Raw genomic sequence first — 15,288 nt, forward strand, 5'->3', positions numbered from 1 at the left:
CGCCGCTGCGGCCTGGCCTTCGCCGCCCGCCCGGACCGCCTGCCGGGGCCGGTGTCCCTGTCGCCGGTGCCGCTGGTTCTGCTGCCGCCCCTCGCTGTCGGCGCACCGGCGAGGTTCGCGGTCTTCGACGTGGCGGACCGGGCGGAACTGGTGCGGCGCGGGGCGTCCACGTGCGTGGCGACGGTCATCGGTGGGCGGCTGGTGTACCGGGGGCGTTGACCGGGGGAGCGTCTGCGGGGGCGTGGTGCGGCTGGTCGCGCGGTTCGCCGCGCACCCGGAGGCACGCGGCTCGTCGCTGCCCGCCTTTCAGGGGCGCCGGGCCGCGTCGACAGGCGGATCCGCCGCGTGGCGCGAGCCACCACGACGCACGCGCACTCGCCCACCCGGCGACGCGCCCACGGCGCCCGGGCGGCTGTCCCGGGGCGCGGGGCACCCTGCCACAATGGCCAGGTGACCCGAGCCTCCTTGGACAAGCAGCCGCACGAAGTCGCCTCGATGTTCGACGACGTCGCGGAGAAGTACGACCTCACCAACGACGTGCTCTCCCTGGGCCAGACCCGCCTGTGGCGCAAGGCGGTCGCCGCGGCGGTCGACGCGCGCCCCGCCCAGAAGATCCTCGACCTGGCCGCCGGCACGGCCACGTCGTCCCAGCCGTTCGCCCAGGCCGGCGCCTACGTCGTGCCGTGCGACTTCTCCCTCGGCATGCTCCGCGTCGGCAAGCAGCGCCACCCGTGGATGCCGTTCACCGCCGGCGACGGCATGAAGCTCCCCTTCAAGGACGACACGTTCGACGCGGTCACGATCTCCTTCGGCCTGCGCAACATCCAGGACACCGACCGCGCCCTGCGCGAGCTGTACCGCGTCACCAAGCCGGGCGGACGTGTCGTGATCTGCGAGTTCAGCCACCCGACCTGGGCGCCGCTGCGGACCGTCTACACCGAGTACCTGATGCGCGCGCTGCCCCCGGTGGCACGCAAGGTGTCCTCGAACCCGGACGCGTACGTCTATCTCGCCGAGTCGATCCGCGCCTGGCCCACGCAGCCCGAACTCGCCGCCAGGCTGAAGGGCGCGGGCTGGCGCAAGGTGGCCTGGCGGAACCTGACGGGCGGCATCGTGGCGTTGCACCGCGGCGTGAAGTGAGCCGCGCCCAGCGGCGCGGGGCGCGCGTGCACCGGCGTGCCGCGGCGCCGCCGCCCCGCGTCACCGCAGAGGGCTGACGCAGGACGTGGCCACGGGCGCCGGCTCGTCCAGCTCCCGGCGCATGCCGCCACCGAGAGGACCCGGCGCGCGCGGCACGCGCACACCCGCGCCGCCGCCTCCGCCCTCACCCTCGCCCAGGTCGAACCAGACCGTCACGACCGCGTTCCGCGGCACCTCCGCGCCGGGGGGCGGGTACTGGCGCACCACATAGTCGACCGTCGCCTCACCGAGGTCCGCGCGGTCGCCCGCCGCGAGCCGCACACCGTGCTCGTCCGCCGTGCACCGCGCGTCGACCGCCATCAGGCCGACCAGCTTCGGCACCAGCACTTCCGGCGTCTCGCGCGGCCCAGGTGTCTCGGAGGGCTCGGGTGTCTCGGAGGGCTCGGGCGGCTCGGGTGTCTCGGGCGTCTTCGGCACGGATGTCACCCCCAGGAGGTACAGGCAGGGTAACGCCGCCGGTGCCGTCGCCGGAAGCAGTGCCGCGGCGCCCCGGACGGGACTACAGCTCCAGTCGGAAACAGTGGCCGCGCCGGCCGGTCGGTGTCGTGAACGTCTCCGCCAGCTCCATGCCCAGGCGGCGGGTGACCGCGATCGAGCGGGCGTTGCGCGCGTCGACCATCGCCACGACGCTGCCGACGCCCGCCGCCCGTACCCGCTCCAGGGTGGTCCGCGCCGCGGCCGTCGCGTACCCGTGTCCCCAGTGCGCGCGGCCGAGCCGCCAGCCGATCTCTATCTCGCCGGTCGGGCCCCATGCCTGCTCCCACGGCTGGGCGCCGGTGAAGCCGATGACCTCCCCGGTCGCCGCGTGCGTCATCGTCCAGAGGCAGAAGCCGTGCTGGGCGTCGTGCCGCCGCTGCCGCGCCGTCAGCTCCTCGTACACCGAAAGCTCGGCCGACGCGCCTCCGTGGAACTCCATGACCTCCGGGTCGTCGAACACGCGGTGCCAGGCGAAGGCGTCCTCGTGGGTGGGCACACGCAGTTCCACGGTGGGCGGAACGACGACACCGGTGTCTACGGTCATGGGCTGGCCCTTCGGCTGGACGGTCACTACCGCTGAATAGACTGCCCATGTCCGTGCCGCGCGGCACACCCGTTTTCGAACCTTGGGGAGAACCCGCCGTGACCGAACAGTCCAAGCCCCTCTCCGAGAACACGGCAGACGTGATCGTCGTCGGTGCCGGACCGGCCGGTTCGACGACCGCCTACTACCTCGCGAAAGCCGGCCTGGATGTCCTGCTGCTGGAGAAGACCGCGTTCCCGCGTGAAAAGGTCTGCGGCGACGGGCTGACCCCGCGCGCCACCAAGCAGCTCGTCTCGATGGGCATCGACATCTCCGAGGAGGCGGGCTGGCTGCGCAACAAGGGGCTGCGCATCATCGGCGGCGGCGTCCGTCTCCAGCTCGACTGGCCCGACCTCGCCGCGTACCCGAACTACGGACTCGTTCGCAAGCGCGACGACTTCGACGAGCAGCTCGCGCGGCAGGCGCAGAAGGCGGGCGCCCGCCTGTACGAGCGGTGCAACGTCGGCGCCCCGATCGTCGACGACCGCACCGGCCGCATCACCGGCGTCCACGCCAAGCTCGGCGACACCGGCGACAAGCGCGAGGTCACCTTCCACGCGCCGCTCGTCGTCGCCGCCGACGGCAACTCGACCCGGCTCTCCCTCGCCATGGGCCTGCACCGGCGCGAGGACCGCCCGATGGGCGTCGCCGTCCGTACGTACTTCACCTCGCCGCGCCACGACGACGACTACCTGGAGTCGTGGCTCGAACTGTGGGACCGGCGTGGTCCGGGCGAGGACCGGCTGCTTCCCGGCTACGGCTGGATCTTCGGCATGGGCGACGGCACGTCCAATGTCGGGCTCGGCGTGCTCAACACGTCCGCCTCCTTCAAGGAACTCGACTGGCGCGAGGTGCTGAAGGCATGGTGCGCCTCGATGCCCGAGGACTGGGGCTACACCCCGGACAACATGACAGGGCCGATCCGCGGTGCCGCCCTGCCGATGGCCTTCAACCGCCAGCCGCACTACACCAAGGGCCTGCTCCTGGTCGGCGACGCGGGCGGCCTGGTCAACCCGTTCAACGGCGAGGGCATCGCCTACGCCATGGAGTCCGGCCAGATCGCGGCCGACGTCATCGTGCAGGCACACGCGCGTGCCACCGCGGCGCAGCGTGAACTCGCGCTCCACCGCTACCCGAAGGTCCTCAAGGACACCTACGGCGGCTACTACACGCTGGGCCGCGCCTTCGTGAAGCTCATCGGCAACCCGAAGGTCATGAAGATCGCGACGCAGCGCGGTCTGACCCACCCGATGCTGATGAAGTTCACCCTGAAGATGCTCGCCAACCTGACCGACCCGACGGGCGGCGACGCGATGGACCGCATCATCAACGGCCTGAGCAAGGTGGCCCCGAAGGCATGACCGACACCTGAAGGCACGGGCATCGGGTGGCCGGGGCGTTGGGCGGCGTACGTCTTCCGGCGGTGCCGGAAAGGCGGGGGGTGTCGGCTGGCCGTGGTCCGGTGCCCGGAGCACGCTGGACCCATGATTTTCATCGGAGTACTCCGGGCGGGCAGTCGGCGACGAAGCAGAAAGCATCACGGCGCGAGCCGTGAGAATCCCCCTCCTTCAGGAGGGGGAGAAGTCAACAACGCCGACATCCCGAACGAGGGTTGGGGCCCGATGGGCGAGCTGTCCCCGGAGGGCTGAGCGGCCGTACGCGGCCCCAGGGGTTTCCTCGGCAGCGGGCGGCGGGACCCGTCGGGGTACGTCGGGACCCGTAATGCACCTGTGACGCCGGCGAGGGCAACGTACGGGTGGGGTCGGAGGTCGAACAGGCGTGCCGCTCACGGCACGCCGAATTCGACGAGAGAGCGTTGATGAGACGTCACACCCCCCGACGCACGTCCCGCGCGGCCCTCGGGCTCGCGGGCGCCGCGGCCCTGATCACGGGGCTCGGCGCCGCCGCCCCCGCCCTTGCCGCCGACGGCACACCACTGACCGTCGCCATCACCGGCGAGAACAAGGTCGACCTGTCCCTCAGCGGCGACAACGGCGATTCGACCGAACCCCAGATCCACCTGGCCCTCAAAGCCCCCGGCGAAGCCTGGCACGGCGACGGCACGGTCCCCGTCCTCCACCAGGGCGACTTCAAGATCAAGATCGATGCCACCGGGCTCAAGGGCGTCGCCGCGGTCGACATGGAGCAGTTGGGCTACCAGTGCCACGCCGACGGCCTGACCGCCGTGTGCGAGGGCAGCGAACTCTACGCCGGTGAGGAGTACAACGAGCTCGGCGGCATCCGACTCGACGTCGACGACACGAGCAAGGTGGGCGACGCCGGCTCCATCAAGGTCACCGGTGAGGGGGACGGCCTCACCTTCACCCCGCTCACCGTCGACGTCCTGGTGGGCGGCGCGGAACTGCGCGATCACAAGGTGAGCGAGCCGAAGGATTTCGCCCCGGGCGACACCTACGCGGCCCCGGTCGGCTTCCGCAACCAGGGCGGTATGGCGGCGGACGGCGCCGTGCTGCGCTTCCACGGCTCGCGCGGCATCAGCTTCCCCGACAGCTACGGCAACTGCGCGTACAAGAGGACGACCGACGGGCCGCTGCTGCTCCAGGGCACGGACGCGGTCTGCAGCTTCTCCGGCAGCTACGAGGCGGCGACGGCCTACGCCCTGTCCCAGCCGCTGAAGGTGAAGACGGCCGACTTCGCACTGAACGACGTCTTTCACTACAGCTTCTCCGCGGTCACCCCGGCCAAGGCGAAGGAACTGCTCGGCGCCGACGGCTACACGCGCGGCACGGGTCCCGCCCTGACGCTGACGAAGGTGCCCGGCGCCGCCGCGAGCGACTACACGCGGTACGCCGACATGGACCTGCCGACGCACGGCACCTACGACCTGGCGCTGACGGGCGCCTCGGCCGACGGCAAGGCGGGCGACACGGTGAAGGCCACCATCGGCCTGCGCAACGACGGGCCCGGCTGGATCAGCGCCCAGCGCTCCGGCGGCGAGCCCATCATGTTCTCGGTGGAGGCCCCCGAGGGCGCCACGGTGACCAAGAGCCCGGCCGACTGCCGCCGCACCACCCTCTCCAAGGGGGTCAAGGGCTACCTGTGCTGGGCCGACACCCCGTTCCTTGAGGACGCGAAGGTCAGCTTCCCGTTCGAACTGCGCATCGACAAGGTCGTGAAGAACGCCAAGGGCAAGGTGGCCCTGCCGTCCTACGACGACCCGCAGGACCCGAACCAGGCCAACAACACCGCCTGGATCGTCCTCAACGGAGACGACCAGAACACGGGTGGCACGTCCACCGGTGGCCCGAAGCCGAGTCCGTCGGCCGGCGCCACCGGCGGTACGTCCGGTTCGAGCGGCTCGTCCGGTGACCCCGCCACCCCCGGCGCGTCTGATGCGTCCGGTACGTCCGGTACCTCCGGCTCCGGCGGTGCGGCGGGCTCCAGCGGCGGTTCCACGGGTTCCGGCTCGGGCGGCGGACTCGCGATGACCGGTGCGGGCGGCACGCTCCTGGTGGGCGGCACGGCGGCAGCGGCGCTCGGCCTGGGCGCGGCCCTCGTGGTCGTCATGCGGCGCCGTCGGGCCGCCTGACGCCCGACACCTTACGCCTCTGACGCCCTACGCCTCCTCGGCGTAGGGCGGGAGGCTGATTCCGTACGGCGAAGGCCGCCGCACCCACTCGGGCGCGGCGGCCTTCGCCGTCGTACGGAGAGTCTGTGAGTGGCTCAGAGAACGCGGACCGCGCCCGTGGCCGGGTAGCCGGACAGGTCCTGGATGACAACGCCCTTGGAGGGGTTGGCGGCGTCCAGGTACTGGCCGTTGCCGATGTAGACGCCCACGTGGTACGCGGAGCCCGCGGCGCCCCAGTACAGGATGTCGCCGACCTGGAGGTTGCTCAGCGAGACCTGGGTGCCGGCCGTCGACTGGTCCTGGGAGACGCGCGGCAGGTCGACGCCGACCTGCTTGAACGCGGCCTGGACGAGGCCGGAGCAGTCCCAGGAGTTGGGTCCCGTGCCGCCCATCACGTACGCGTCGCCGACCTGAGCCTTGAGGAACGCGATGACGGTCGCGACGGAGCCGCTGGCGGCCGGCGCCGCCTTCGAGGACACCGCGGACAGCGTCGTGCGCTCGCTGGAGCGGGAGGCGGCCCTCTGGGCGGCCTCGCGCTCGGCCTTCGCCTTGGCGGCGGCCTCGGCGGCCTTCTTCTTGGCCTCGGCCTTCTTCTCGGCGGCGAGCTGGTCCTTGTGGGCCTGCTCGGCGGCCTTGGCGAGGGCCTCGTCACGCTCGGCCTGGAGCTGGTAGTTGGCCGCGGTCTCCTGCGTGGCGTCCGCGGACTGGGCGATCTGCGTGGCCAGATCGGCCGTGAGCGTGGGCAGCTCGATGGTCTCGGTCACCGGCTCGGCGGCGGACGCCGGTGAGGAAGCACCGGCCACTGCCAGGGTGCTGAGAACGCCACCGGCAACTCCGGCGCGCAGGGCCAGCTTCGAGGCGCTGCGGCGGGGCTTCCGGTGGCTGGGTATGTGAGCGGTGTGGGACATGGCTACAACCGCTATCAGGGCTTCACCGGTTCCATCAAGAAACGTGTGGTGCGCCACAGTTGTGAAACCGAGACCTGAATCCCGGGCGCGTCGAACCTTATTGACGCCGTAAAGGGCATTACGGACACCCCCCATCAGGGCTGTGATCACGGGGTTTCAGCAATACGCCCGAATTGCCCGACCCCTACCACTCGTTGACACAGTTGGCCAAGCCCGGTTTCCGGCTCGTTACAAGCCGCGTGACGCAGGTCACGTGCGACCCCTGGGTGACCCCCCGGAGTCCACTCCTGTCCACACCTCTCCCTCTGACGTGTGAACGCCGTCCACTATCAGCCAGGAGTGTCCAGCGCCAATTTGCCTGCGAGGCCGTCCTCTTGATAGAGGGGCGACCGCTGTCACCAGCACCAACGCCCCGAGATGTCACTTCTGGTGACCGCTCGGGTGCTTCGCGTGTGAAGAACACTGCTCATCCGACTTCATGATCCTTCGTCAGGTGGTGGAGATCACAAAGTAGTTGGCGTACCCCGTGTCGCAGATCACAGAGTGCCGGGCATAGGATGCGGGGCAAGTTGGGCTTGTGACCTGCTTCACATGTAAGCGATCTTCGTATGTATCCGGGAGGTCGCTCCGGTGGCGGCGGGAGGGCAGGCCCGTGCAACCGCCAGCAGTCAGTGCCGACTGAGAGGAGCGAGGAGCGGTGAACGCGTATGCGCCCATCCTCGTACTGGGAGCCCTCGGGGCAGGCTTTGCGATCTTCTCCGTGGTCATGGCCACGCTTATCGGTCCAAAGCGGTACAACCGGGCCAAACTCGAAGCCTACGAGTGCGGCATCGAGCCGACCCCCACGCCGACCGGTGGCGGGCGCTTCCCCATCAAGTACTACCTGACGGCGATGCTCTTCATCGTCTTCGACATCGAGATCGTCTTCCTTTACCCCTGGGCCGTCAGCTTCGACGCCCTGGGGATTTTCGGGCTCGTGGAGATGCTGCTCTTCGTGCTCACCGTCTTTGTCGCGTACGCGTACGTATGGCGGCGCGGCGGCCTGGAATGGGACTGAGCCCCGCACAGGGGACGACAGGAGCCACAGACCAATGGGACTCGAAGAAAAGCTGCCGAGCGGATTCCTTCTGACCACTGTCGAGCAGGCCGCGGGCTGGGTGCGTAAATCGTCCGTCTTCCCGGCGACGTTCGGGCTCGCCTGCTGTGCCATCGAGATGATGACCACCGGCGCGGGCCGTTACGACCTCGCGCGGTTCGGCATGGAGGTCTTCCGCGGATCGCCCCGCCAGGCGGACCTGATGATCGTGGCCGGCCGGGTGAGCCAGAAGATGGCTCCCGTCCTGCGCCAGGTCTACGACCAGATGCCCAATCCCAAGTGGGTCATCTCCATGGGCGTGTGCGCGTCCTCCGGCGGGATGTTCAACAACTACGCGATCGTCCAGGGCGTCGACCACGTCATCCCGGTCGACATCTATCTGCCCGGATGCCCGCCCCGGCCCGAGATGCTGATGGACGCGATCCTCAAGCTCCATCACAAGATCCAGACGTCCAAGCTCGGCGTGAACGCCGAGGAAGCGGCCCGTGAGGCGGAGGAGGCGGCGCTCAAGGCGCTCCCGACGATCGAGATGAAGGGGCTGCTGCGGTGAGCGACGCGCACAGCGACGACGACAAGACGCCGAAGACCACTGCGGACAAGGCCGCGGAGACCACTGCGGACAAAACGGCACCCGTCAAGGCGGCACCGGACAAGACACCCTCGGAAAAGGCGTCCGACCAGCCGCCGTCCGCCAGGACGCCGAACGGTGTCAACCCCGAGAAGGACCTCAGCGCCTCCAACCTCCCAGGCCAGCGCGGCGACCAGGGCGAGGAGATTCGCGTCCAGCACGGCATGTTCGGCGCCAACAACGGCGGCGACACCTCCGGCTACGGCGGCCTGGTCCGCTCCATCCGGCTGCCCGGGGAGGCGGTACGCCCCTACGGCGGATGGTTCGACGAGGTGGCCGACGAACTCGAGGGCGCCCTGGAGGAACAGGACCTGCTCCCCGAGAACGCCATCACCAAGACGGTCGTCGACCGCGGCGAACTCACCTTCCACATCGAACGCGAGCACCTGGTCCGCGTCGCCCGCACCCTGCGCGACGACCCGGCCCTGCGCTTCGAACTGTGCACGGGGGTGAGCGGCGTCCACTATCCCGGCGACAAGGGCCGCGAACTGCACGCCGTCTACCACCTGCGGTCGATCACCCACAACCGCCTGATCCGCCTGGAGGTCTCCGCGCCCGACGCGGACCCGCACGTCCCGTCGCTGGTCTCCGTCTACCCGACGAACGACTGGCACGAGCGCGAGACGTACGACTTCTTCGGCATCGTCTTCGACGGCCACCCCGCGCTGACACGCATCATGATGCCGGACGACTGGCAGGGCTTCCCGCAGCGCAAGGACTACCCGCTCGGCGGCATCCCCGTCGAGTACAAGGGCGCCCAGATCCCGGCTCCGGACCAGCGGAGGTCGTACTCGTGACCGCCCACCCGTCGCCCGACCACCGCCCCTCAACGACTCCCTTCGGGAGGCACCAGTGACGTCTGCATCCCCGCGCGAGACCACCGAAGGCGCCGTCTACACGGTTACCGGGGGCGACTGGGACGAGGTCGCCCGAGCGGCGGCCAAGTCCGACGACGAGCGCATCGTCGTCAACATGGGTCCCCAGCACCCGTCCACGCACGGCGTGCTCCGGCTCATCCTGGAGATCGACGGCGAGACGGTGACCGAGGCCCGCTGCGGCATCGGCTACCTGCACACGGGCATCGAGAAGAACCTCGAATACCGCACGTGGACGCAGGGCACCACGTTCGTGACCCGCATGGACTACCTGACGTCGTTCTTCAACGAGACGGCCTACTGCCTCGCCGTCGAGAAGCTCCTCGGCATCGAGGACGAGGTCCCCGACCGCGCCACCGTCATCCGCGTCCTGCTCATGGAGCTGAACCGGCTGTCCTCGCACCTGGTCGCCATCGCCACCGGCGGCATGGAGCTCGGCGCGACCACCATCATGATCTACGGCTTCCGTGATCGTGAACTGATTCTCGACATCTACGAGTTGATCACCGGCCTGCGGATGAACCACGCGTACATCCGTCCCGGAGGACTCGCCCTGGATCTGCCGCCGGGCGCGGTGGACCAGGTTCGCGAGTTCGTGAAGAAGATGAAGAAGAACCTTCCCGAGTACGACAAGCTCGCCACCGGGAACCCTGTCTTCAAGGGCCGCATGCAGGACATCGGCTACCTCGACCTCGCGGGCTGCATGGCCCTCGGCGTCACCGGCCCGATACTGCGCTCCACCGGTCTCCCGCACGACCTGCGCAAGGCGCAGCCGTACTGCGGGTACGAGACGTACGACTTCGAGGTCCCGACCGCCGAGACCTGCGACGCGTACGGGCGCTTCCTCATCCGCCTGGAGGAGATGCGCCAGTCGCTGCGCATCGTCGAGCAGTGCCTGGACCGGCTCGCCCCCGGGCCGGTCATGGTCGCCGACAAGAAGATCGCCTGGCCCGCGCAGCTGGCCCTCGGCCCCGACGGGCTCGGCAACTCGCTCGACCACATCAAGAACATCATGGGCACCTCCATGGAGGCCCTCATCCACCACTTCAAGCTGGTGACCGAGGGCTTCCGCGTCCCACCGGGACAGGCATACGTCGCAGTGGAGTCACCCAAGGGTGAACTCGGCGTGCACGTCGTCTCCGACGGCGGCACCCGACCCTTCCGGGTCCATTACCGCGAACCGTCCTTCACCAACCTTCAGGCCATGGCGGCGATGTGCGAGGGCGCCCAGGTCGCCGACGTCATCGTCGCCGTCGCGTCCATCGACCCCGTGATGGGAGGCGTCGACCGGTGAGTACCAGTTCCTCGGAGCGGGGTGTGGAACTCGGCATGCCCGAGCTGCCCGCGCCCGGCTACCCGGACGACGTCCGAGCCCGCCTGGAGGCGGACGCCAAGGAGGTCATCGCCCGCTACCCGGACTCCCGCTCGGCCCTGTTGCCGCTGCTGCACCTCGTGCAGGCGGAGGAGGGCCACGTCAGCCGCACCGGCATGCGGTTCTGCGCGGAGGCGCTCGGCCTGACCACCGCCGAGGTCACCGCCGTGGCGACCTTCTACTCGATGTACCGCAGGAAGGACGGCGGCGACTACCAGGTGGGCGTCTGCACCAACACGCTCTGCGCCGTCATGGGCGGCGACGCCATCTTCGAGACGCTCCAGCAGCACCTCGGCGTCGGCAACGGCGGCACCACGGACGACGGCAAGGTCACCCTCGAACACATCGAGTGCAACGCGGCCTGCGACTACGCGCCCGTGGTGATGGTCAACTGGGAGTTCTTCGACAACCAGACCCCCGAGTCGGCCAAGCGGCTCGTGGACGACCTGCGCGCGGGCGCGCAGGTGTCACCCACCCGCGGCGCCCCCTTGTGCACGTTCAAGGAGACCTCGCGCATCCTGGCCGGTTTCCCCGACGAGCGCCCCGGAGCCGTGGAGGCCGGCGGAGGCGCGGGCGAGGCGACCCTCGCCGGGCTCCGCATGGCCAAGGGAGAGACGGCCCCGGCCCGCGTCGTGCATCCGCGGGACGCGGCCCCCGAGGAGGAGCCACCAGCCGGCCAGGCCAGTGAGGAGGGGGAGTGATGACCTTGGCAGCCGAAGTGAGCGACAACGACACCAGCCCGGAGAAGCTGCTCGCACCGGTCCTGTCGGCCTTCTGGGACGAGGACAGGTCCTGGACGCTCGACGTGTACCGCAGACACGACGGATACGAGGGCCTGCGCAAGGCCCTCGCCATGCAGCCGGACGACCTCATCGCCTATGTGAAGGACTCAGGGCTTCGCGGGCGTGGCGGCGCCGGGTTCCCCACCGGGATGAAGTGGCAGTTCATCCCGCAGGGAGACGGCAAGCCTCACTATCTAGTTGTCAACGCCGACGAATCGGAGCCGGGGACGTGCAAGGACATCCCGCTCCTCTTCGCGAACCCGCACAGCCTCATCGAGGGCATCGTGATCGCCTGTTACGCGATCCGTTCCGAGCACGCGTTCATCTATCTGCGCGGTGAAGTGGTCCCCGTGCTGCGGCGACTGCACGAGGCCGTGCGAGAGGCGTACGCCGCGGGCTACCTCGGGACGAACATCCTGGGCAGCGGTCTGAACCTCGAACTCACCGTGCACGCGGGCGCGGGCGCGTACATCTGCGGCGAGGAGACCGCGCTGCTGGACTCGCTCGAGGGCCGCCGTGGCCAGCCGCGACTCCGTCCCCCCTTTCCTGCGGTCGCGGGCCTCTACGCGTGCCCCACTGTGGTGAACAACGTCGAATCCATCGCGTCGGTTCCCGCGATCGTGAATCGGGGCAAAGAATGGTTCCGGTCGATGGGCAGCGAGAAGTCACCCGGCTTCACGCTGTATTCGCTCAGCGGGCATGTCGCCAGGCCCGGACAGTACGAGGGACCGCTCGGCCTCACGCTGCGCCAGCTCCTCGACATGAGCGGCGGAATGCGCCCCGGCCACCGGCTGAAGTTCTGGACCCCCGGCGGCAGCTCCACCCCGCTGCTCACCGACGAACACCTCGACGTCCCCCTGGACTACGAAGGCGTCGGCGCCGCCGGATCGATGCTCGGCACCAAAGCCCTGCAGTGCTTCGACGAGACGACGTGCGTCGTACGGGCCGTCACCCGCTGGACCGAGTTCTACGCCCACGAGTCCTGCGGCAAGTGCACGCCCTGCCGCGAAGGGACCTACTGGCTCGTGCAGTTGATGCGTGACATCGAGGCGGGCAAGGGCTCGATGGCCGACCTCGACAAGATCAACGACATCGCCGACAACGTCAACGGCAAGTCGTTCTGCGCCCTCGGCGACGGCGCCGCACAGCCGATCTTCTCCTCGCTCAAGTACTTCCGTGACGAGTACGAGCAGCACATCACGGGCAAGGGCTGCCCCTTCGACCCGGCCCGCTCCACCGCGTGGGCCGACCAGCACGACACGGAGGTGAACGCATGACCGTGACCGCGAGCGCTCCCTCCGGTGGCGGCGAGGCGGCGGTGCCGCCAGAGGATCTGGTCTCCCTCACCATCGACGGCATCCGGATCAGTGTCCCCAAGGGAACCCTGGTCATCCGGGCCGCCGAGATGCTCGGCATCGAGATCCCCCGCTTCTGCGACCACCCGCTGCTCGACCCGGCGGGCGCCTGCCGCCAGTGCATCGTGGAGGTGGAGGGCCAGCGCAAGCCGATGGCCTCCTGCACCATCACCTGCACCGACGGCATGGTCGTCAAGACGCAGCTCAGCTCGCCCGTCGCCGAGAAGGCCCAGCGCGGCGTGATGGAACTGCTGCTCATCAACCACCCGCTGGACTGTCCGGTCTGCGACAAGGGCGGCGAGTGCCCGCTGCAGAACCAGGCCATGTCGCACGGGCAGGCCGACTCGCGCTTCGACGGCAAGAAGCGCACCTACGAGAAGCCGGTACCCATCTCCACGCAGGTGCTGCTCGACCGCGAGCGGTGCGTGCTGTGCGCACGCTGCACCCGCTTCTCCCACCAGATCGCGGGCGACCCGATGATCGAACTGCTGGAGCGTGGCGCGCTGGAGCAGGTCGGCATCGGCGAGGGTGATCCGTTCCAGTCGTACTTCTCCGGCAACACCATCCAGATCTGCCCGGTCGGCGCGCTGACCTCGGCGGCGTACCGCTTCCGCTCCCGCCCCTTCGACCTGGTGTCGTCGCCGTCGGTGTGCGAGCACTGCGCGGGCGGCTGCGCCACCCGCACCGATCACCGGCGCGGCAAGGTGATGCGGCGCCTCGCGGGCAACGACCCGGAGGTCAACGAGGAGTGGCTGTGCGACAAGGGGCGGTTCGGCTTCCGCTACGCCCAGCGCCCCGACCGGATCACCCACCCCCTGGTGCGCGACACCGACACCGGTGAGCTGCGGGCCGCGTCCTGGCCAGAGGCGCTGGAGACCGCGGCGCGCGGCCTTTCGGCGGCGCGCGGCAGGGCCGGCGTGCTGACCGGCGGGCGGCTGACCGTCGAGGACGCCTACGCGTACAGCAAGTTCGCGCGCGTGGCGCTCGACACCAACGACATCGACTTCCGCGCGCGCGTGCACAGCAGCGAGGAGGCCGACTTCCTCGCGGCGCGTGTGGCGGGCCGGGGCCACGACCTGGACGGCAGCGGTGTCACCTACTCCTCGCTCGAGAAGGCGCCGGCGGTGCTGCTCGTCGGGTTCGAGTCGGAGGAGGAGGCGCCCGCCGTCTTCCTCAGGCTCCGCAAGGCGTGGCGGGGGCACGGCCAGAAGGTCTTCTCGATCGCCACTCACGCGACCCCCGGCCTGGAGAAGGCGGGCGGCACGCTGCTGCCCGCCGCGCCCGGCACCGAGACGGAGTGGCTGGACGCGCTGGCCTCAGGCGTCGGCCTCGAGGGCGACGGGACGGCGGCCGCCGAGGCGTTGCGCGGCGACGGCGCGGTGATCGTCGTCGGTGAGCGGCTCGCCGCGGTCGCCGGTGGTCTCACCGCCGCCGTACGGGCCGGGTCGGCGACCGGCGCCCGGCTGGCGTGGATCCCGCGCCGAGCCGGTGAGCGCGGCGCCGTGGAGGCGGGCGCGGTGCCGTCGCTGCTTCCCGGAGGGCGTCCGGCGACCGACCCGCGCGCGCGGGAGGAGGTCGCCGCGGCCTGGGGCGTGGCCGAACTGCCGCACCGCTACGGGCGCGACACGGGCCAGATCGTGGAGGCCGCCGCCACCGGGGAGCTGCGGGCGCTGCTGGTCGCCGGGGTGGAGGTCGCCGACCTGCCGGACCCGGCACGCGCGCGTGAAGCCCTCCACGAGGTCGCCTTCCTGGTCAGCCTGGAGCAGCGCCCCAGCGAGATCACGGAGCACGCCGATGTCGTGCTGCCGGTGGCGGCGGTCGCCGAGAAGTCGGGCGCGTTCCTCAACTGGGAGGGCCGGGTGCGGATGTTCGACTCCGCGCTCAAGCCGGACCAGATGACGCGCCGCCTCGACCCGGCGGACGCGCGCGTGCTGCAGATGCTGGCCGATGCGATGGACCGCCACCTCGGTCTGCCCGATCTGCGGGCCGTGCGCGGTGAGATGGAACGCCTGGGCCGCTGGGACGGGCCGTACGCGGGCGACCCCTTCGAGACTCAGGCGCAGTTGGTGCGCCCCGCGGCCGGGGAGGCGGTGCTCGCCGGGCATCGGCTGCTGCTCGACCAGGGCCGCCTCCAGGAGGGCGACGACGCGCTCGCCGGCACCCGGCACGCCGCCCGCGCGCGCGTGTCGGAGGCGACGGCCGCGGAGGCGGGCGTGAAGGACGGCGACGTCCTCGCGGTCACGGGCCCGGCCGGAACGGTCCGGCTGCCGCTCCAGGTGACCCGGATGCCCGACCGCGTCGTGTGGCTTCCGCTGAACTCGGCCGGAGGCGGCGTCGCCTCGGACAGCGGAGCCGTCCCCGGTGACCTGGTGAAGATCGGCCCGGCCGTCGCCGCCGAGGCCGCGGAGGTGCAGTCATGATGT

Annotated in this window: 13 protein-coding genes and 1 pseudogene; 11 read left to right on the forward strand and 3 right to left on the reverse strand. The window is 70.3% G+C overall.

Annotated elements, in window-relative coordinates; translation table 11 throughout:
• A pseudogene (locus tag OFY01_RS26780) lies at nt 1–219 on the forward strand (hypothetical protein); the annotation flags it as partial.
• Between the two features lie 231 nt (nt 220–450).
• The gene (locus tag OFY01_RS26785) at nt 451–1,140 is read left to right on the forward strand and encodes a demethylmenaquinone methyltransferase (protein ID WP_266604108.1); all 690 of its coding nucleotides are present in this window, start codon (nt 451–453) and stop codon (nt 1,138–1,140) included.
• A gap of 60 nt (nt 1,141–1,200) precedes the next feature.
• Here OFY01_RS26785 and OFY01_RS26790 read toward each other — a convergent pair whose 3' ends face one another.
• Complete coding sequence (locus OFY01_RS26790; RefSeq protein ID WP_407700427.1) at nt 1,201–1,500, reverse strand: PASTA domain-containing protein; 300 nt, start codon at nt 1,498–1,500, stop codon at nt 1,201–1,203.
• A 199-nt stretch (nt 1,501–1,699) separates the two neighbouring features.
• Nucleotides 1,700–2,221, reverse strand: coding sequence for a GNAT family N-acetyltransferase (locus OFY01_RS26795; protein WP_266604110.1), 522 nt, complete (start codon nt 2,219–2,221; stop codon nt 1,700–1,702).
• A gap of 98 nt (nt 2,222–2,319) precedes the next feature.
• Between OFY01_RS26795 and OFY01_RS26800 the strand changes: the two genes are divergently transcribed.
• Nucleotides 2,320–3,621, forward strand: coding sequence for a geranylgeranyl reductase family protein (locus OFY01_RS26800; RefSeq protein ID WP_266604112.1), 1,302 nt, complete (start codon nt 2,320–2,322; stop codon nt 3,619–3,621).
• A 458-nt stretch (nt 3,622–4,079) separates the two neighbouring features.
• On the forward strand, nt 4,080–5,810 hold the full coding sequence (locus OFY01_RS26805) for a hypothetical protein (RefSeq protein WP_266604114.1): 1,731 nt from the start codon (nt 4,080–4,082) through the stop codon (nt 5,808–5,810).
• Between the two features lie 134 nt (nt 5,811–5,944).
• Here OFY01_RS26805 and OFY01_RS26810 read toward each other — a convergent pair whose 3' ends face one another.
• Nucleotides 5,945–6,757, reverse strand: coding sequence for a C40 family peptidase (locus OFY01_RS26810; protein ID WP_266604116.1), 813 nt, complete (start codon nt 6,755–6,757; stop codon nt 5,945–5,947).
• Between the two features lie 697 nt (nt 6,758–7,454).
• On the opposite strand from OFY01_RS26810, the gene OFY01_RS26815 reads away from it, so the two are divergent.
• Genes OFY01_RS26815 through OFY01_RS26845 form a run of 7 tightly spaced genes read left to right on the forward strand, consistent with a single transcriptional unit; the run spans nt 7,455 to nt 15,285 of the window.
• A complete protein-coding gene (locus OFY01_RS26815) occupies nt 7,455–7,814 on the forward strand; it encodes an NADH-quinone oxidoreductase subunit A (protein WP_266604118.1) in 360 nt (119 codons plus the stop codon).
• A 34-nt stretch (nt 7,815–7,848) separates the two neighbouring features.
• Nucleotides 7,849–8,403 (forward strand): NuoB/complex I 20 kDa subunit family protein, encoded by a 555-nt coding sequence (locus tag OFY01_RS26820; protein ID WP_266604120.1) that lies wholly within the window; start codon nt 7,849–7,851, stop codon nt 8,401–8,403.
• Entirely contained in the window at nt 8,400–9,278 is an 879-nt protein-coding gene (locus OFY01_RS26825) for an NADH-quinone oxidoreductase subunit C (protein ID WP_266604122.1), read from the forward strand. Before OFY01_RS26820 ends, OFY01_RS26825 begins: the two co-directional genes overlap by 4 nt.
• A gap of 55 nt (nt 9,279–9,333) precedes the next feature.
• Nucleotides 9,334–10,650, forward strand: coding sequence for an NADH-quinone oxidoreductase subunit D (locus OFY01_RS26830; protein ID WP_266604124.1), 1,317 nt, complete (start codon nt 9,334–9,336; stop codon nt 10,648–10,650).
• On the forward strand, nt 10,647–11,429 hold the full coding sequence (nuoE, locus tag OFY01_RS26835) for an NADH-quinone oxidoreductase subunit NuoE (RefSeq protein WP_266604126.1): 783 nt from the start codon (nt 10,647–10,649) through the stop codon (nt 11,427–11,429). The genes OFY01_RS26830 and nuoE overlap by 4 nt, the downstream gene beginning before the upstream one ends.
• A complete protein-coding gene (gene nuoF / locus OFY01_RS26840) occupies nt 11,429–12,787 on the forward strand; it encodes an NADH-quinone oxidoreductase subunit NuoF (RefSeq protein WP_266604127.1) in 1,359 nt (452 codons plus the stop codon). The genes nuoE and nuoF overlap by 1 nt, the downstream gene beginning before the upstream one ends.
• The gene (locus OFY01_RS26845) at nt 12,784–15,285 is read left to right on the forward strand and encodes an NADH-quinone oxidoreductase subunit G (RefSeq protein WP_266604128.1); all 2,502 of its coding nucleotides are present in this window, start codon (nt 12,784–12,786) and stop codon (nt 15,283–15,285) included. The genes nuoF and OFY01_RS26845 overlap by 4 nt, the downstream gene beginning before the upstream one ends.
• Nucleotides 15,286–15,288 lie beyond the last annotated feature (3 nt).

It is taken from the genome of Streptomyces beihaiensis (genome assembly GCF_026274175.1).
In the GTDB taxonomy this organism is placed as follows: Bacteria; Actinomycetota; Actinomycetes; order Streptomycetales; family Streptomycetaceae; genus Streptomyces; species Streptomyces beihaiensis.